Origin of the sequence: Ruegeria sp. HU-ET01832 (genome assembly GCF_040371315.1) — a bacterium.
Lineage (GTDB): Bacteria > Pseudomonadota > Alphaproteobacteria > Rhodobacterales > Rhodobacteraceae > Ruegeria > Ruegeria lacuscaerulensis_A.
This window is the reverse complement of the sequence record NZ_BAABWL010000008.1, coordinates 33,880-52,981: the sequence shown is the minus strand read 5'-3', so window position 1 is coordinate 52,981 and position 19,102 is coordinate 33,880. Positions and strand designations below refer to the sequence as shown.

The following is a 19,102-nucleotide window of genomic DNA, read 5'->3' as shown; positions in this document are numbered from 1 at the left end:
AAGTATCCTCGTTCGTGGGAGCGGAAGATGCTCCTCCCCGTTGCCGAAGGGCCACTGTCGAAAAAGTCGAGACAGTGGGCATTGGCGATGGTCGAATTGGAGGACCAGCCGGTGCGATTTACCAAACGAAAAACCTTGAAATCTTCCGAAATCCGCCTGGGAACCGTGATTGTCGAGCGGACAACCGGCCGGGTCTACGACTTGGCCGGAAACGAAATAGAGCTGAGGCATCAATCCCGCGAAGTCCTTGTGGCATTGGCAAAAAAAGCCGACCAGACAGTAACACGCGAAGCGCTGATCGACGAGATCTGGTCAGGCCGCGCCGTTGCAGCCGACAGCGTCGCGCAATGCATCGCGGAAATCCGGCGCGTGGTGGGCGATACCGAAAAACGCATTATCGAAACTGTTCCGCGTGAGGGCTACAGGCTGGTCCTGCCCGCCCCGGAAACCCACTCCACGACTTCGAAGAAACGGCTTGGCGCCTATTCGATGGTGGCCGCCCTCGCGGTTTTCGCCCTGATCACCGCCTATGTTCTGACGCGCCCTGACAACGACATCGATGCACCGGTGGTCGCCGTCCTGCCGTTTGAGGATTTCTCTGTCGAGCCGCACAAGGGCTTCTTGAGCGACGCGATCAGTGAAAACATCATAACCGCCCTGGCACGGTTTCCACAGATGGCGGTCATTTCGCGCCGCTCCAGCTTTCAGTTTCGCGACTCGCCTCAAGGGATTAGTGAGATCGCCAAGGCGCTTGGGGCCGATTTGGTTCTTGAAGGCAGCCAGCAATATGACGGCTCGCGGCTGAAGATCACCGCCCAGTTGATCGACGGCGCAACAGAAGCCCATATCTGGGCGGATGAGTTCGACGTGCCGCTGAGTGCGATGCTTGAGGCAAACAGCGAAATCAGCCGAATAATCGCCAAGGCTGTGGGCACAAACGTGATTGATACCGCGGATGCCAGCATGTCCGCTGGCGATGTCAGCGCCTTGATGATCTCGAATGCAGCGCAAAGCCGGATCATGCGCAACTTCACCCGCGAAAACCTGCTGATCAATATCGAGGAACAGGAACAGTCCATGAAGGACTACCCGGACTCCGCCTGGGGCTTTTTGGGGCAGGCCCTGTCGTTGCGTATCGGGCTCCACAATGGCTGGATCGAAGGCGACGAAGTGGCCCTGCGCAAACGGATGAACGATCTCGCCCGCCGGGGCGTCGAGCTCGATCCCAACAATTTCCTGGCCTACCATGCGCTCGGGCGGGCCTTGATGTTCGACGGCAATGTCGAAGACGCGGCACGCGCATTCCAGCGCGGGATCGAATTGAATCCTTCGTCCACCATCGTTGGCAACGGGCTCGCGGTATCGCAGATATATCAGGGCAAGACGGATGAGGCCCTGGCGACACTTGGTCAGCTGGAGCGCATTGACCCGCTCAAACACTTTGACCTGCAATGGAACAAGGCGTGGGCGTTGTGGCAGAAAGGGGACTGTGACACCGCTCTGGACTCGTTCAAATCAGCGCCCTCGATGCCGGTCGCGGCAAACAAACTCCTTGCGGCCATTCACCATTGCCTTGGCGACAAAGACAATGCGGCAAAAGCCATGAGCGACTATCTTGCGGAGAACCCTGACTGGACCGTTTCGCGGGTGAAGGGCATAGAATCCCGGATGTGGACCGCCCCCGGGGCACTGGATCGCTGGCTTGTCGCGATGGAGGCTTCCGGAATGCCTCAGCATTGATGGCGTCCCGCAATCACGGCATTGCAGACAATCATTCATCGCGCGGAAAAACGCACTCAGAGCTCGAACCGGTCATCTGACTGTTATTCTCTGATGACAGCTAAGAGCCGCTGATCAGTCGTTTGGTCGCGAAAGATCGCGCTTTCCGCTCTCAACAAAAGCTTCGCACAAGAGCGGAAGTCGACGAAAACTTGAGGAATGACCGGGTTGCGGACTTCGCCGCCATTGGCCCGCTTTCACCGAAGGACCGTAGATAGCCCAAACCGGACATTTTCGAAAATTGGCACACTACTACCGAACTTGATAGATTCGAAAAAAGGTTGCTATTGGGAAATGCGCATGACACGCCGACTTGCCGCCATACTTGCCGCCGATATGGTCGGCTACTCACGGCTTATGGCGGCTAACGAGGCGGGAACACTTGCTCGTCTCAAAGACCTACGCCGGGACATCATCAATCCAGGTATCGAAAGTGCCGGAGGTGAGATTATCAAGCTTACCGGTGATGGCCTGTTTGCCCTTTTTAGCTCGGTCGTTTCTGCCGTTGAGGCCGCAGCGGCGCTCCAGAAGGCGCTGCACGCCGCCGAAGCCGAGAGCCCCACCGAAAGCCGGATCAGCTTCCGAATAGGCTTGCACATTGGAGACGTAATCTTGGACGAGGGCGACATTTATGGCGAGGGTGTTAATCTTGCCGCCAGACTCGAAGGCGTCGCTGACCCAGGCGGTGTCATTCTGTCTGACGACGCATGCCGGCAGGTTCGAGGCAAAATTGAACACGACATCATAGACCTTGGCGAAGTAGCGCTCAAAAACATCTCGAAGCCAGTTCGCGCCTACAGATTGGCGATGGAGGGCGAATCTGATTCCACGCAATACCAATCGCAACCCACTGACAAACCCTCAATCGCTGTCTTGCCCTTCCAGAACATGTCCAATGATCCAGAACAGGAATACTTCTGTGACGGCGTTTCCGAAGACATCATCACAGAGCTCTCGCGCTTTCCCGAGCTTTTCGTCATCGCCCGCAACTCCTCGTTTTCGTTCAGAGGTCGCCCCGTCACCCATATAGATGTCGCTCGTGAACTCGGTGTTCGCTACATGCTAGAGGGTAGCCTCCGTCGAGCCCAAAACCGCGTACGCATTACTGCCCAACTCATCGACTGCACAAATGGAGCCCATGTTTGGGCCGAGCGCTACGACCGCACGCTAGACGACATCTTCGCGTTACAGGATGAGATTACACGCAGCGTGGTCGGCGCCATCGCCCCCCAGATATCCATTGCCGAAATAGATCGCGCGTCTGTGGCTCGAGATATCGACTTCAACTCCTACGACCTCTCGCTACGTGCAATGGCGATCTTCTACGCAGGAGGCTTCTACTCTCAGGATAAGTTCGATGAGGTCATAACAGCCTCTGATCGCGCCATTGATCTCGACCCGCGCAATGTCCAGGCGCATTGGATCAAAGCGTTTGCCTACCTGATGCGTTATCTATACCAGTTCGATGAGGACCCCACCGAAAACCTGGGCCTAGCTGAGAAAAGCGTTGAACCTCTGTTTCTTGGTGGTCAACTCGACCCTCGCGCCTTATGCGTTCGCGGTGTGGTTCGTCATTTCCGTGGGGATTTTGACGGGGCCAACGCCGACTTCAGTTTGGGATTCACACTGAACCCGAACTTTGCCCGGAACATCTTCTTCATGGCCTGGCATGAGTCTTTGGTCGGGCGAACCACAGAGGCGCGTGAACATGCCCACCTTGCCCTCCAGCTTTCCCCACGCGACACTGATCTCTGGGTAGGAGACGCCTATCTGGCGCTCGCCCAAGCTGCCTTCGCCGACGCTGATTTTGAAGACGCAATGCGTTGGGGGGAGCGCGCGATTCAGATGACGCCGCGTGCGCCGATCCGCCGGGCTCTTATGATCGCCAGTGCCGCCCACCTCGGGCGTGCCGAAGCAGGCCTGCCACATGAGCAGGCGCTGGCGGATTTTGCCCCAGCGTTTCTAGACAGCATTGTCTCCGGCGCTTTGATCCTCTTCCGTCTACCCGAACACAATGCGCTTTTGGTCGAAGGCCTGAAGAAAGCTGGTGTTAAGCCGTAGAGTTGGTCCAAATGCCAAAGCTCGCAAACTACCGCAGACAAAACGTGCCAAAGGTAGATCCAATTTTGGCGCACTGTTCTCGAAAGGTTCTAAGCAATCGCTCATTGCTTCAATCGGCAACGACTGTTTTAGCCCAAAGCAGACGTTCTCAAGTTTTCACCCGCCGTCTGTTCTACGGGCAACGCAGCCATTCGCAAATAATTGTCGTCGATGCGGCGCGAGCAAGATCCGAGACCAATAAATTCCAATTTGATTATACATAATGTTGGAGTATCTTCCGATGGAGAACCAATATATAGATTGAAGGTGGCGGGGCGGATGATGAAAGGTCTTAAATCAGTAGTTGCAACTGCACTAACTGCAACGTTGATGACATGCCCCAATTTAGGCGCAGCAAACCAAGTCTCGGAGCAGATAGAAGCGCTGCTACGGTCAAATACGAATGCGAGTGGCACACTTTCTAACAGTAAGAGTTTGGACGCAGGAATCCTTGTGCCTCGTTTCTATACAGACAGAGAATTTGCGCCAGCTTGGACAAGTTTTGAATTGGTCGACGAACTATTTCAGGAGTTGGATGGAGCAATTGATCAGGGCTTTACGCCGAGTGATTTCAAGCTAGAAGAGCTTCGATCCGCATTCAAAGACTCACAGGCTGGCGATGCCTCAAATAAAGCGCTGTTCGACATTTTGGCAACCGACGCCGCAGTAAAACTCGTGCATCATTTGGTTTTTGGAAAAGTCGATCCAAACGCGTTGGACGACGATTGGAACTTCTCAAAACCAATAATTCAACAAGACCCTTCCATTGTATTGAACCAATTTCTTCAAGGTGAAGGCTTCAGCGCTTTGATTGAACGCATCGATATCGACAATGCGCAATATACGATGCTCGTTGATGCATTGCGCAAATACAGAGCTATTGCATCAAAGGGAGGCTGGAACAAAGTCCCCGAAGAAACAGTTCTGAAGCCGGAAATGGTGGATCCTGCCGTCGCCGAACTGCGAAAAAGGCTAGCGACAGAAGGCTACGATGGAACAAATGAATTTCCAGAAATCAGGCAAAACGGCATAGATCCAGCTTGGGTTTATGACGATTACTTGGTGCAGTTGGTTAAATCCTTTCAAAATCGTCATGGCTTGGAAGCAGATGGCGTCGTTGGTGGTAAGACTTTCGCGTCTCTCAACAAACCTGTCGAAGATCGCATAAACAAGTTGCGCCTCAGCCTGGAACGAGGCCGTTGGCTCATGCGGGAAATCGACGAAGAGTTCGTGCTGGTAAATATTGCAGGCGCTCGTACTTACTTGGTCACATCTGGCGGGACGCTTTGGACCACCCGATCAATCACAGGTTCAGCCTACCGCAAAACCCCAGTGTTCCGAGATGAAATTGAATACATGGAATTCAATCCGACTTGGACCGTTCCCGCCTCGATTTTTCGGAAAGACAAGCTTTCGCGGATCCGCAAGGATCCAGCCTATCTGGCGCGCAACAATTACGTAGTTCGGAACAAAGACGGGCAGACAATTCCTGCCAACGCTGTCAACTGGGGGGCAAAGAACCCCGCCGTGACTTTGGTTCAGCAGCCGGGCCCAGACAATGCGTTAGGTTTAGTCAAGTTCATGTTTCCCAATAAATATGCAGTGTACTTGCATGATACCAACGACCGCAGTCTTTTCGACCGAAATGAGCGGAACCTAAGTTCCGGCTGCGTTCGTCTTGAGTATCCGTTCGAATTTGCCAGCCTTTTGATGGAGGGAGAGCCCGACTGGAGTCGGCAAAAGATGCAATCCATATTGGATAGCGGGAAGACAACGCGCGTTAACCTACCCGAGCCCATGCCGGTCCTTTTGACCTATTGGACTGCTTGGGTCGAAGATGGGGCCGTTCATTTCCGTGAGGATCCATACGAACGAGATGCTCGAATCCTCGCAGCTTTGGATCGATGAACACGTCATCCTCAAAGAGATGCGCAGTTCCATGTTCAAACTGCAATAGTTGTCGTCACCAAAATGAACCAGCGCAGCTGCGTTCAGGACTCACAAGCGCTCGACGCGCGGTGCAGCGCCGAGTGGCCGCTCTGGGCGGTCTAATAGTCTTTGCAATGTCCGGTTTCTGCGCATCGCTGACGTTGATGGCAACCTCAACATCGTTCGCTATGAGCTCAAAGCAGACGTTCGCTGAACTCGGTGTGGACGACTGCTATGCGGACTTTGCTGCCATTAAACACTATCTGTTTAATGTCTGCTCTCAGCCCAAACCGGACCTTCAAAATCCGGCTTTGCAATTTTCGTGTTGCGGACAAATCTGACTTTAGCCCTTCAGACGCCTACTCCCGCTCGCAGCCCAAAGCGGACCTTCAAAACTGAACTTTGTAACTTCCGGCATGCGGACCAGGCCACCGTTCGCCTTCGGGCGTGTGGTTTATTTGGCTGTGGAAAAGTGAAAGCCTAGCGCGGCATGTGAACTCATAAAATGTCATCACAAAAGACCCAATGATCGCGCACCATCAACCATGATTTCCACGGCAAGTGCAGCAACAAGAATTGCAAATAGCTTTTCCAACAGCGCAATCATTGCATGTGGAATGAATATGCCAAGCCGACCGGCTCCCAACAGAACCAATATGTCCACCACGCCAATGACCAATATTGCGATACCGACATTAACCAAAGCGGCCATGTCAGTCGCCTCTGCCGAAAAGGTCACAAGCGCCACTACCCCTACGGGATTGAGGATGAGTGGCAGACCAATTGGAGATACTGCTAGATCTACAGGATCCTGCGTTTCTGACGTTTCATCGTCTTTTGTTTCCAAAATTAACCGTACGGAGAACAACAGTAGAATAAGCCCGCCGGACAGCCCCAGCGACCCAAGGCTAAAATGCAAGAGCGATTGTAAGCCTGCGCCCAATACTAATAGGGCCATCGCAGAACCTACGGCCGTTGCGACAGCGACGAACGCCACCTTGTCGCGGGTTTTCATATCGTATTCTTCTGTTTTCTCGATAAACACCAACATTGCTTTCAGCGGCCCCATGCCTACCAAAAAGGTCAAAAGCAATTCTGTCCAACCTAGCTCCATGCACTCTCTTTCTTGGTCAAAATCGGCAAAATCTGAAACAGTCTAGCGTTACGTCGAACACTAAAAAGGCGCATTGGTACGGAATGGAAGAGGGAGCATAACCTTTTCAATGATACAACCAATTCAAAAAACTGCTCACAGCATCCATTCTACCGGTAGCCACCTGACGACTGTAGTAAGACCTCTCTGTAGGCCATTGGTTTCCGGATCCGTAGTATGCACAGTGACTGTGCCATCTTGTTCTTCTTGAACCCAAATCAATTCATTTCTGTTATTGAGTTCAACGCGATACGAAAACTCCGGTTTGTTCAATTGCTCTGTTAGTGATGCAGCAATCGTTGGACTTTCGATCATGATGCCCATTTCAGTGTTGAGATGCGCAGACCTTGGATCGAGATTAAATGAGCCAATAAAGATCCGCTCGCCATCCGCCCCAAAGGTTTTTGCATGCAGCCCTGATGCCGACCCAGCTAGGATCTCTGGCAGGCTTCTGTCGCGATGTTCCCGCCGCAAGGCACGTAGCTCCAGCAGTTCTACTCCGCTATTCAACAAATCATATCTGTAACGCATATACGCAGCGTGAACCGGCATGACGTCTGTCGCGTCCAAAGAATTGGTCAAGATACGGACCCTAACACCTGACTTGGCCAACTCCTCCAAGACGCTAGAGCCTCTTTCACCAGGAATAAAGTATGCCGAAACAAGGTCCAGTGAGGTCCGTGAGCTTTTAGCGAATTCGATCAGTTGTTCGACCAATAGGTTTTCACTTTTGACTTCGCCCAAGCCCTTCGCCGGATCGTCGGCAAAAAGTGTAACCTCGCTCCAATCAAATTTCAGAGTATGTGCTGCGATGTTGTCGGCCAGTTCACTTTCCTGAATTGCCTTTTGGTAACCTGCGCCTACGGCCGTTCGCCGTGCCGCATCCGCCTTAGCTTGCAGACTGCCCACGGCTGGAGGATCTAAGAATAGTCCAGCATCGTAAGAAGATGCACTGTTCCAAAAAGCGTCGAACGATTTAGAAACCTCGTCCACAATCGGCCCGATGGCTATCGCATCTAAATCAAGATAGTGCGTTCCACTCCCATAGTCGAAATAGATGTCGCCGATGTTGCGCCCTCCAACAATCGTTGCGACTCCATCTACAGTCATTGATTTGTTGTGCATCCGCCGATTCAGTCGGCTGAAGTCAAATGCGTAAGAGAGTAACTTGGGTTTTCTCAGCGTAAACGGATTGAAAATACGCACATTCGCGTTGGGGAGCGTGTCTAGCTCTGAAAGCAGATCGTCCAACCCTGAGATACCGTTGTCGTCGACCAGTAGTCTGACGCGAACACCGCGTTCTGCTGCCGCCCAAAGCTCGTCAAGAAGCATCAAGCCTGTTACGTCATCTTGCCAGATATAGTATTGCACATCGATTGAGGAGGCCGCTTCTTTCGCAAGGATAGCCCTGGCCGCAAATGCGGCGCGTCCATCGCCTAAAGGCCGAACCCCGTCGAGACCGGGGTTGCGATCAAGAGCATATTGAATGGTTTCGCCCAATGCTCCGGCCCAATCGGCATCCAGTTTCAGCGTTTGCCGCGAAAAATTCTGCTCAGGCAGCGGAAAAGCCAACCTTAAGCCAACTACGGTTAGTGCAATCACTGTTGTCGCAATCAAGCATACTCTGATCAGCCGCATTTAGTTTCCTGTGTTTGCAAGGCCGGGTTGTCCCATTTATCGAATTTGGGCTCAGATGTAGTTGAGTTTCTTGTTGATCCAAAACAGGATTTCCGCCAGCACTGAGATTGCGCCAGCCCCTTCGGTTATTACCAATGCGGTTCCTGACGTACCAAGCTGTGCACGATCAGACGGAAGGCCTTCTGGGATATCGATAGTTACGATGTAGCTCGACGCGCCTGTAAGTTCGCGCAGGCTAGGCAGCCCGCCCCTCGTATCCAACGCGCCCTCTCGTGTTCCCGGAGGGATTGACCGTATTGTGGTCTCAAATTCCTGACCTGGCATAGTGCCCAAAGCAATCCGGATCGTATCGCCAACTGCCACGTTGGGATAGCTGCTTTGCGGCAACGCCGCAATGAGCAGCCGATCTGAAGGGAGTAGAAAATTCACGGCGCCTTGTAACGTCGTAACACGATTGCCTGGGCGGAGTGAGAGCGCCGTTACAACACCGTCATCCGGCGCTCGAACGACCGTCTGCTGCAATGCCCACTCAGCTTGGGCCAGCGCCTCCTGAACTTCAACGACACCGACGTCGACTCCGTCCACCTGAGCCGCGATGCGTCGTTCAAGGCTCTGCCTACGCGCTTGTGCTGCTCGCAGCCCGGCTTCAAGTTGCTCAATCGTTGAAACGGCTTCCTGCAATTGGAACTCAGCTGCAGCACCGCGTCCGGTAAGCTGGACGATGTCATCGCGACGCTGCAAACCGAAAGAAAGTTGGGCTTCAAGAGAATCAATTTCTGCAAGCGCCGCCTCATAGTCTGTCTGCAACTGGTCTGCTGCGGACTGTGCTGATGCGAGCGAGGCTTGAAGTCGGGCAACTTCAGCCGCGTAGGTGGTGTCATCTATTCGAAACAATACATCACCCTTCGCCACCGGTTGGTTTGCCGTGACCGCTACTTCAGTGACTGGGCCGGATACGTTCGGTGCAATGTTGATGACAGCACCTTGCACGGACACAGTCCCGGATGGTGTCGTGTGGTTTAAGGCTCCAACAACAACCAACGCGATGACCAAAGCTCCACCGTACACGACTGTCTTGAAGAACCCGTTCCAAGGCAGGATTTTGAGCTTCGCAAAAACCAGCCAAACAATACCAAAATAAAGACCGAGAATAATGAGCATCGTGAATTGCCCTCACTGTGTTTCTTTTGTTCAGTTGCCGTCAAAACTCGTGCGTATAGCTGATGCCAACCAGATCACGTGTTCCGAAAGTGTTGTCGATATGGCTGCCAAATACGCTGATGCTGTCGTTCGGCGACGCATTGAAGGTAACGCCCGCACCAACGGTGTACCCAGAGTAATCGTTGGAACCGGCAGATAGGACACCACCGGTCTTCACAACCCATCGTTCTGACAATGGCTTGAGGCCAAGTATACCGATATAACCGCCCTTGCTGGCAATTTCAGCGGGAAAGGCATTAGCAAACTCAATGTCGCTATTACCGATCCGACCGTCGGTATAGTTTGCTCCCAGTGCCGGGAACAAAAGCCATCCTTTAGGCTGAACGCCCAACGCGGCAAGCGGTACAAAGGTCCCTATGGCGTATTGCGTTTGTTTGACGCCACCTTCCAGCTCTTGCTCGGACGCTGAGAAATTAACTATTCCAAAATCGAAGAGATAAGAGCCACCAACGCGCCACTGATCGTCTTCTGAGACCGAGACATTGATCTTCGTTACGGGCCCGAAAGCAACCGAGCCGAATACGGTGCCAAAGTCACTATAACGAACGCCGATTTTCGTTACGATCTTTGTCGGATCATCCGATAGTTTTTCGTCTTCTCCGGTCTGAGCCCAAGAAGTGGAAGCAGCTATAGCGAGCATGGTTGCAAGATATTTTCGCGATGTCGTTCGCCCAATCGTCATGTATTGGAGCCTCTGTCATCACTACCAGATTGGCTATGCCGTTTTCTTGCCACTGCGCAGGCAATAGTGAACACAAGGTTGATTGGAACCATCAGCATCATGAAGGCCAGAACGCTCGCTGAATAGGCCGGATCAAAGCAGCACGCATCCACAAGTAGATAGACAAGACCGACATTGCGAAGGTTTGTGCAGGTCGCAAGCACCTGCCGATACTCCTTATTCTCGCCGCCTAAAAACCAGCCGAGCGCCATTAGGGACAGAATAAAAACCAATATCGCGATCAGGCTCGAAGGTCCTAATCCAACAGCGGCTTCCTGCCGGATGCTGATACTTGCTACGACAGATGCAATGAAGGAGACTGTCGATATAAGCATCGCCGGTTTGTAGATATGCTCGGCGACATCCGGGTAAAATCGTCGGATCAAAATCCCAAGAAGCAAGGGAATTCCGATCACACCCACGATGCGGATCACTAGTTGGTCCCAAGCGACACGTTCCAGTGCGGCGGTTGGCAAAACGACCTGAGCGGCCGACGGCGCAAGAACCAAGCCGATGATTGAAAGTAAAACCAGCAGGGCCCCGGCCGCGCTGACTTGTCCCGGCGCTTTGGTCGAAAACTGGACAGCGTTGATGCCGCCGGGGGCGACCGCCAACAAAAACAAAACGGCGCTGACCGGTCTGGGTAGGGGGAAAATTCCGATAATCAGGATTGCAATGACGGGCGGTATAAAGACATTTGCAGCAAGCAGGTGCGTTAGCTTTTCGCGTTCCAGAACCGCAGCACTCATTTCGCGCAGCGTGGCACTCATCCCGATGCAAAGCATGGCCAGGGTAATGAAGATATGGATGAACAGGGTGACGGATTGCTCAAAGGGCAGCGGCGACTCCATCACAATGGTTCCACATTCCAAAGGATGCTGATCGTAGCGTAAATAGCGACCGCCAAGATCAACCCGGCTGAGACCAGCGCTGGTGAAATCGGAAATGGCTTTCCAGAGATATCAGAAATCCGCTTGAGAAAGGTAATTTGCTGAACTAGCGCAACTGACAGCATCAGAACCGCCAGTATCAGCATGAACAATCCGACAAAACGTGCATGTTCCACCGGAACTTCTTCCAACCCAGGCACTTCAGTCAGAATTCTGAATAGTGCAGGTATAGAGAAGCCAAACCCAATGAGCGACGTAGCCGTTCTCATATATCCCATGGTTGTCCTGTCCGACGCGAGCCGGGACCGCTCGAACGCCAGATCTGTTCGTTCACCGGCCAACTGATTGTTAGAACGGTGCGGCATGTCCTCGTCGTCAAAGTCCATTGGAGGCCTCAGTCAGAAAATCAGGTTTCACTTGGTTTATCCTCGACTCTCTCCTCGCGAATTTCCCGAACGAGGAAATAGTCGAGAAAGGTTCGGACGAAGGCGATGGCTGTCAGTTTCGCCAATTCTTCGATTGTTGGGTCTGTTGCAGTCGCTATAATATCCGCGCCTAGTTGCAGTTCGAGCGCCACAATCAGGTATTTTCCAAGGATGCGCCGTGCGACAGGCTCGGCATCCGACTTCCGATGCATAATGAACGCTCGTGCAAAGGCGATTCCTCCAGCAGCAACAACGATGACGCTCGCCGCTTCGAATAGAACCTGGATGTAGCTCGCCGCTTGAACGATCAGGATTTCCAACTCATGCATGGTAACTATCCTGTTGCGACAGTTACAACTTCGCTATTTTCGTTCCCGACAGACGAACCAGAGCAAGCATCGAACAACTCACACAAGTGCGCTTGATCAAGAGTTGTTTTGTGTGCGATGGCAACGATCCGGTTTGCCGGATCCTCGCCCCCCCAAGGGCGGTCTTTTGTCAACTCGACCCGCCGCCCGACAACTTGCAGCAAATAACGGCTGTTCGGGTCGTCATCCAGGTAAACAAATCCCTTGCAGCGATAGATATTTGAAGGCAGTTCTCTCTTGATCATTCGTTCCAATGCTTTGCGCTGCAATGGCGCGTTGCGCGTATAACTCCAGGTGCTAAAGAAAGAACCGTGATTGTGCTTATGATGATGTTCGTGGTCGTGGCTATGCGCTTGATCAGCCATTGCGCGAGAAACATCGAAACGACCGACAGACAGCAGGATTTCGAGTGGAACGTTACAATTGACGGCAGGAGCGATGCGAACCCTTGAGAAGAAGCCGTCTATCCACCTCTTTACCTTTGCAGTTTCCTCGACTCCTGCCAAATCAACTTTGTTAAGGATTACAAGATCCGCAAATCCGATCTGCTGCAGCTTGAGCTTGGCAAGGTCCGGGTCGTCATAAGTAAAGACTTGATCGGCGTCGACGACACACGTCACACTGTCAAGCCGTATCAGATCGCGATATGCCGAATCCACGAAGGTCATATAGATGCTTGCCGGATCTGCAACTCCGCTGGCTTCAAGCAGTATGTACTCAATGGGATCATCACGCTCGATCAACGCTGCGACCGACTCAACGAGATCATCTCGGATCTGACAACAGACGCAGCCGTTCGCGAGGCTAATCATTCCATCTTCGACGTCGACAACCAGTTCTGCATCGACATTGATCGAGCCGAAATCATTCACAAGAATGCCAATTTTCAACCCATGTTCACCCTTTAAAATCCGGTTCAGCAGAGTAGTTTTCCCCGCACCCAGAAACCCTGTTAGGATCGTCAGTGGGACAGGTTCTTTTGGGGCGTTGTTCATGGCTGCATCCTTTGCAAGAACTGTGATCGCGCCGCGTGGCTTAGAAACGCGGCGCTTATTTTTGGTCAATAATCAGATCAATCCGTATGATCGCGCGCAGCAATCAGGGCGTGGAGGTCAAATCGGAAAGTTTCTTCGTCGTAGTGCTGCGTCAGTGGACGGAGTACGTCCTCAGGCATGTAGAGGGCCGGATCTAGTTCCCGTTCCCGCAGGAAGGCATCCTGTTGTTCCTCACGCGGCAAACGCGGTTTCGGAATCTGAATGTAATCCGGCATCTCGCCATCCGGGAACGGTATCGTTCTGGGATCTGGTGGTTGCATCGCCGGCATTTCCGGACGCAGGGCCATGCGTTCCCAGATACGATCCTTTGTGACGTTGATTACCTTAGTGTCTGGTCCACCAAAGAGGAATAGACCATCCCAATGCGCGCGAATTTCCGCGATGGCTTCGCCCGCCGATTCCTCGGTGTAGTGGCAGATCACGCCAGCCCGAGGTTGAATTTCGTTCATCAGATATCCCGCCGCATAGTAAGGCGTGTGGTAGGTATCCAGAGTGAATTCCAGAACTTCTTTTGGCGTGCCGTATTTGTAGTTGAGTAGTTGCGGCAGATCGGCTTGTCCTTCGGTCACGAAAATGTCGCAACCTTTCGCAAACTCGATTGTGCTTTCATCAGGGCGCCCGTCGCCTGTCCAGACAAAGGACAATCCGGCTTCTTCCCAATCCACGCGATATGCTGACGCACCGCTTTTCACGTGGCTTCGCGCCCAGTGCGTGACTTTCAAACCGGGTTCTTCCAGAACCACACCGCCTTCGTCTTTGTAGTCGAACTCAACAACTTCGGTGTCGTAGCCGGCGCCAATCGGGCAGTGGTCAAAGTTCTCAAGATGCCATGTCATCATCTCATGCATCTTGTCGACCATATATTGGGTGCCCGTCTCTGGCCGGTCACCTGATGGGCCGAAAATGCGCAAACCGTTACGCCAGCCTCCCGACCATGCGCGGAACGGCATGAAGTAGGGCAGGTCTGCATAGTGGTCGACGTGCAAGTGGCTGATGAAGATGTCGCGCACCATCGGCGGCAAAATGCCAAGCTGAATAATATTCCTTACGCAGCCATTGCCGAAATCAAAGAACAGGCGGCGCGGGAATGGAGTACCGTTCCCCAGCTCCAAGACAATGCATGTGCCGGACTGTACCATCGTCGGAGGCCAAGGCGTGCTACCCGGAAAACAAATCCGCATCTCGCCTTTTGGCAAAAGCTCGTTGGGTGGGAAAAAGTTGTTGCTTGTACAGCCGGGTGTCGGCCGGAAATACTCCGGCAGCGTAATGCCACCGCCGGGGCGTTGCCCGTAAGGGTTGCGTGATTGGCTCATTTTTGGATCCTCCGAGAGTTTTTTTGGTGCACAGTTTTTTGTTTTTCTTGGTTCCTGAAGACAAGGACCTGCGTTTCCTAACCATCGCCGATATCAACTAGCATCGCTGAGCCTCTGCGTAAGTCGTCGAATTTCGGACAGCAGCTCGTCTCGAACAGTCTCCCATTCTTTTCGTACAGGAGACTTTTCTGGTGAGAGGGCTACATGCTTAAGAACTTCATCAAGGTCTTCCACCGCCTCACGTACATTTTCGTTCCTTAGCGCTCGGGACAGAGCCGCCTCGGAATACTCAGGTATGAGGGCGTGGAGTTCCCTGCAGTTCATGGTTGAGTGTGGCCTTTTTGTATTCACTTTAGCCAATATGTTAGAAGGTGGGTGGAGCGGAAATAAAGTGAGTTACGGTGAGCTAGGGGTGAGTTCAGCTTAGATTCAGAGAGGCGGGATGGTCATTAAAACACTGAAAAAAATAAGAAAATGGATGTGAGTCTGGGGAAATGATAGAGGCTGAAGAAATTAGGCGAACACTTGAGCGGGTCCTTTCATCCGCAGAGTTTGCTGGCTCACCCAGGCTGCAGTCCTTCCTAAGATACATTGTCGAACAGGAACTTGACGGTCACGGGCGCTCCATAAAGGGCAAAGTTATCGCGACAGATGTCTACGATAAGGAGCTTGACGAGACCGGTGGGGCACTAAACCTCGTTCGGGTTGAGGCCCGTCGCCTTAGGCGTGCCTTGGAGAACTACTACAGTGACGCGGGCAAATCAGACCCTTTACGCATAACTATGCAAACCGGGGGGTATCGACCACAATTTGAACCATCCGTCGCGACGAAGCCAAGTAGCGGGCAAAGCCAGTCGGCATCATCGCACTCTGGCGGTTTCTGGCGTCGCAAATTCCTGTTACCGCTCATCGGAACAACGCTTTTGTTGGCATGTGTCCTAGGATATTTTGGACTACGCGGTTCCCAATCGAACACACAGTTCGCAACCAATAAAAACCCCGCAGAATTGGCTGCGCTTCGGGAGAAGTCATTCACCAGTGTTCAGGCTGCAAACTTAGCTGAGCAAACACGGGGATTGTTTTTTCCTTTGTTCGACCTCCGACGGCAAGCCATTAACTTGGAAACGTTTCGGTATGTGATTGACCTCGATCCGCAACTTGCTGCAGGTTATGCGGGTTCGGCCCAGGTGCTCACACTTAAGTCACTTCTGACAAGCGATGCTGACGCTTCAACCGCTTTAGTTGCTGAAGCTTTGGAAATGGCAGAACGCGCTACCACGCTAGATCCCTTGGATGGTTGGTCGCAAGCCGCTCATGGCTGGACCCTTGCTGTGACTGGAGATAGTGAAGGAGCGCTTAGACGTGCCCGAATTGCCTTGGATCTTAGCCCTCAAGACGGACATACTTTGGATCTGATAGGCATCACGGCCCTAGTTGTAGATGATCCTGTGTTAATGGCCGAAGTTTCTAATCCACAACGGTCTCGACTAGGCGTGGGTCGTTTCGCATACAACAACATCTATGGGGCTGCACAACTTATGTTGGAGAACTATGGTGAAGTCATCGATGCCTTTTCCAAAGCAGCAGAGCGAGGCCATCCTGTGAGTCCGCCAAGCCTCTTTTTGCTCGCCACCGCCTATCACGAAACAGGTAATACTGTGGGGGCGGAGAAGGCAATTGTCGAAATGCTGGACACTTGGCCAGACTTCCCTGCCCGCAGCGTTGTAGAACGTTTTTTTGTGAAAGATCCTGAGACTCGTTCACGTGTGCTATCCGTGCTTGATCTTTATTCACCAAGTTGAGTTAGCGGACGTGAAGCGAGCCGAAGGGTTAACAGCCTTAATACTGTTGTTTTCGCCGCCCCAGTCGCGAGTACTCATACGCTTTTTCTCCGAGCCGTTGCGCGCGATCAGTTAGGAAAACCAGAATAAGCCAAACGGCTCGTCGCTAAAATGCGTATGGCATGAGTTTCTCGCCGACAGGATTTTCCACAACGACGTCAAAACGCGGAATATGATACTTGAAATACTGAGTAGGTACTGACGAAAATTATCGAGACTGTTGCCTATGCTGGGTTCAGACTTTTGCCACCAGTCTCGCGAAAATCGGAACTGATACCATGAGCAGCGCAAGAATCCAGAATGCCGTCGCCAGTGTCGATGCCCCAGATATGAAACCAATCAATGCTGGCCCCATAAGGATGCCTGCATACCCCGTTGTAGTAACCGAGGCGATAGCAATCCCCGGTGGCATCAAGTTTTGACGTCCAGCAGCGCTGAATAAGATCGGCACCACATTCGCGGCTCCGAGCCCAATCAAGACAAACCCAAGCATAGCAACAACCGAGTTGGTCGATAGCAGAATACTCGCGATGCCAAGAACTGCGATTGATCCGCCAACCAGCAGCACGAGATATTCCCCAAATCGCTCAACAATTCGGTCACCAGTCAGGCGGGCTAATACCATTGCGATAGAGAACAATATGTAGCCGACGCCGGCGCTTTCGGGTTCGGTGAGTTCAAGATCAATGATCAGAAGAGCGCCCCAGTCCAGCAGAGCACCTTCGATCAAAAACGTGATTGCCGCCAAAATGGCTAAGAGCAGAACAACCCCGCGCGGAACGACAATGGGTTCCGGATCCTTGCCACTGACCTCCAAAAACCCGGAGCGGGCCAGCAGCATTGAAGCCAATGCCACGGTAGCCCCCACGATGGCACAAGCCAGAACTGGGATGGACAACGACAACAACAGTGTAACCAAACCAGCGCCGAAAAACCCACCAATACTGAACTGGGCGTGAAAGTTCGACATAAGTGAGCGATTTTCGATAGCTTCAATTTCCGCGCCATGAACGTTCATTGCGACGTCGATGGTTCCAAGTGATGCTCCGAAAACGAATAAAGCTGCACCCAAAGCTATTGGCGTTTGCGATAGTGCCAGTAGGGGAAGCATGGCGATCAGACCATAGCCTCCAAGCAAAATAAGTGGACGCGCTCCACTGCGCGCTGCCAAGACACCGGTAATCGGCATGGCGACTATAGATCCAAATCCAAGACAAAGCAGGAGTAGCCCAAATTGCGTTTTATCGACGTCAACGGATTCTTTGAAAAAGGGAAAAAGGGGCGCGCAGCAGGCCAGGCAGAAACCCGCCGTAAAAAAGGCCAAACGTGTGGCTAAACGCGCCGAGTTTGTAGCCGAATGATTGGTCGGCTGGCCAATTCTCGGGGTCAGTTCACTTACACGAGAACTGTCGGTCATTTGGTCACCACACGCGTATGGGACGCGAGCAAATCTGTTGTCGCGTTGTTTGAATCTGTTACAACGGCATCTATCTCTGGGATCGCTACTGTTCGATGACGGGCTCTGAGGCCGATTTTCGCGTGACTAGTCACAACAATAGTGCGGCTTGCGGCCCGGTGCATTGCCTTCTTCATCATGGCTTCTTCTGCATCGTCCGAGCTTAAACCGAACTCAGCATCCAGTCCGCATGCTCCCAGAATGGCAACATCTGCCGAGACATCCCCAACCCGTTCGATTGCCGTGTCTCCGGTCGCAATGCCGCCTTGCGGCCTTAGACTACCACCCAAAACGTAAACCGGGACGTTCTTTCGCTGGCAGGCAATCGCAATCCAGGGCGACGGTGTGATCACAAGGCGACCCTCTTCGTGGGGCAAGTGTTCGACTATGGCAAGTGTTGTCGTGCCTCCATCGATCAGGAGTGTCGCCGCGCTGCCTATCTCTCGGATAGCGGCAGAAACCAGCTTCGCGTCAGGCGCGACATCTCCCGACAGTCTTTCATGCAATGGCGGTGCCGGAGTGGACAAAGGCACTGCACCACCGCGAACGCGTTGGGCCTTTCCCTCTGCTTCGAGGGCGAGAATATCCCGCCGGATCGTATCAACTGACACGTCAAATTCTTGAGCAGCCTCGACCGCAATGACTTGTTGACCTTCCTGCAAGCGCCGAGCCAGTTCGAGTTGACGAGTGTCTGGGACATTCAGATTCATGCAGAAACCTTCAAAATATTGCAATAAACCGCATATGCTCTTATGCGACGTCCGTCAATACTGAATAGATGCGAGCGAGATTGGGATGAAATTGAACCACGTTGCTCTTTGGACAACAGACTTGGAGCGCTCCTCGAAATTTTGGGTAGAGTTTTTTGAAGCGGAACTCAGCGACCGGTATGAGAGTGTGAACCGCCCCGGCTTTACCTCCCGCTTCGCCACGCTGCCAAACGATGACGTTCGCATCGAACTAATGGAAGGACCATGGGTAAAACCTCGCTCGCACGAGGAAGGTGGCTGGGCACACGTTGCCTTTTCAGTAGGTAGTGTATCGAAGGTTGATGAGGTCGCAGGTCGCTTCAAACACGCTGGGCTGCTAGTGTCCAAACCGAGGCAAACGGGCGACGGGTATTATGAAGCAGTGGTTCGATCTCCGGAAGGTCTCATGGTGGAGATCGTCGAATGAACTCACTTATGGCCAAAAGCGTTTTTGATTTTTTGCC

The 19,102-nt window shown here is 52.7% G+C and carries 16 protein-coding genes; 5 read left to right on the top strand and 11 right to left on the bottom strand.

The features are described from left to right. Window positions 1-27 precede the first annotated feature (27 nt). From ABWV79_RS20210 to ABWV79_RS20200, 3 genes are all read left to right on the top strand, one after another. The gene (locus ABWV79_RS20210; protein ID WP_010443842.1) at window positions 28-1,740 is read left to right on the top strand and encodes a winged helix-turn-helix domain-containing tetratricopeptide repeat protein; all 1,713 of its coding nucleotides are present in this window, start codon (window positions 28-30) and stop codon (window positions 1,738-1,740) included. Window positions 1,741-2,073: 333 nt separating this feature from the next. Beyond that, entirely contained in the window at window positions 2,074-3,840 is a 1,767-nt protein-coding gene (locus ABWV79_RS20205) for an adenylate/guanylate cyclase domain-containing protein (RefSeq protein WP_353394342.1), read from the top strand. Between the two features lie 318 nt (window positions 3,841-4,158). Further along, window positions 4,159-5,787 (top strand): L,D-transpeptidase family protein, encoded by a 1,629-nt coding sequence (locus ABWV79_RS20200; RefSeq protein WP_353394340.1) that lies wholly within the window; start codon window positions 4,159-4,161, stop codon window positions 5,785-5,787. Window positions 5,788-6,319: 532 nt separating this feature from the next. On the opposite strand, the gene ABWV79_RS20195 is transcribed toward ABWV79_RS20200, so the two are convergent. The 9 genes from ABWV79_RS20195 to gntH all read right to left on the bottom strand — a co-directional run bounded on the left by ABWV79_RS20195 (window position 6,320) and on the right by gntH (window position 14,592). After that, window positions 6,320-6,922, bottom strand: a complete 603-nt coding sequence (locus ABWV79_RS20195) for a MarC family protein (protein WP_353394338.1) — start codon at window positions 6,920-6,922, stop codon at window positions 6,320-6,322. 135 nt (window positions 6,923-7,057) lie between these two features. Next, window positions 7,058-8,599 (bottom strand): phospholipase D family protein, encoded by a 1,542-nt coding sequence (locus tag ABWV79_RS20190; RefSeq protein ID WP_353394336.1) that lies wholly within the window; start codon window positions 8,597-8,599, stop codon window positions 7,058-7,060. Window positions 8,600-8,650: 51 nt separating this feature from the next. Further along, window positions 8,651-9,760, bottom strand: coding sequence for an HlyD family secretion protein (locus tag ABWV79_RS20185; RefSeq protein WP_353394334.1), 1,110 nt, complete (start codon window positions 9,758-9,760; stop codon window positions 8,651-8,653). Between the two features lie 40 nt (window positions 9,761-9,800). Next, the gene (locus ABWV79_RS20180; protein WP_353394332.1) at window positions 9,801-10,502 is read right to left on the bottom strand and encodes a hypothetical protein; all 702 of its coding nucleotides are present in this window, start codon (window positions 10,500-10,502) and stop codon (window positions 9,801-9,803) included. Beyond that, window positions 10,499-11,392, bottom strand: coding sequence for a bile acid:sodium symporter family protein (locus tag ABWV79_RS20175; RefSeq protein ID WP_353394329.1), 894 nt, complete (start codon window positions 11,390-11,392; stop codon window positions 10,499-10,501). Before ABWV79_RS20175 ends, ABWV79_RS20180 begins: the two co-directional genes overlap by 4 nt. Continuing rightward, window positions 11,392-11,817, bottom strand: a complete 426-nt coding sequence (locus ABWV79_RS20170; RefSeq protein WP_353394327.1) for a YidH family protein — start codon at window positions 11,815-11,817, stop codon at window positions 11,392-11,394. Before ABWV79_RS20170 ends, ABWV79_RS20175 begins: the two co-directional genes overlap by 1 nt. Before the next feature lie 20 nt (window positions 11,818-11,837). Beyond that, on the bottom strand, window positions 11,838-12,185 hold the full coding sequence (locus ABWV79_RS20165; RefSeq protein ID WP_152456707.1) for a DUF1622 domain-containing protein: 348 nt from the start codon (window positions 12,183-12,185) through the stop codon (window positions 11,838-11,840). 5 nt (window positions 12,186-12,190) lie between these two features. Continuing rightward, complete coding sequence (locus ABWV79_RS20160; protein ID WP_353394325.1) at window positions 12,191-13,219, bottom strand: CobW family GTP-binding protein; 1,029 nt, start codon at window positions 13,217-13,219, stop codon at window positions 12,191-12,193. A gap of 77 nt (window positions 13,220-13,296) precedes the next feature. After that, the gene (gene gntH / locus ABWV79_RS20155) at window positions 13,297-14,592 is read right to left on the bottom strand and encodes a guanitoxin biosynthesis MBL fold metallo-hydrolase GntH (protein WP_152456705.1); all 1,296 of its coding nucleotides are present in this window, start codon (window positions 14,590-14,592) and stop codon (window positions 13,297-13,299) included. 494 nt (window positions 14,593-15,086) lie between these two features. Between gntH and ABWV79_RS20150 the strand changes: the two genes are divergently transcribed. Then, on the top strand, window positions 15,087-16,394 hold the full coding sequence (locus ABWV79_RS20150) for a tetratricopeptide repeat protein (RefSeq protein ID WP_353394323.1): 1,308 nt from the start codon (window positions 15,087-15,089) through the stop codon (window positions 16,392-16,394). Between the two features lie 274 nt (window positions 16,395-16,668). Here ABWV79_RS20150 and ABWV79_RS20145 read toward each other — a convergent pair whose 3' ends face one another. Both ABWV79_RS20145 and ABWV79_RS20140 read right to left on the bottom strand, forming a co-directional pair. Then, complete coding sequence (locus ABWV79_RS20145) at window positions 16,669-17,850, bottom strand: MFS transporter (protein WP_353394321.1); 1,182 nt, start codon at window positions 17,848-17,850, stop codon at window positions 16,669-16,671. Continuing rightward, window positions 17,847-18,599, bottom strand: a complete 753-nt coding sequence (locus ABWV79_RS20140) for a DeoR/GlpR family DNA-binding transcription regulator (RefSeq protein WP_353394319.1) — start codon at window positions 18,597-18,599, stop codon at window positions 17,847-17,849. The genes ABWV79_RS20145 and ABWV79_RS20140 overlap by 4 nt, the downstream gene beginning before the upstream one ends. Window positions 18,600-18,684: 85 nt before the next feature. On the opposite strand from ABWV79_RS20140, the gene ABWV79_RS20135 reads away from it, so the two are divergent. Next, entirely contained in the window at window positions 18,685-19,065 is a 381-nt protein-coding gene (locus tag ABWV79_RS20135; protein WP_353394317.1) for a VOC family protein, read from the top strand. The last annotated feature ends 37 nt before the right edge of the window (window positions 19,066-19,102 follow it).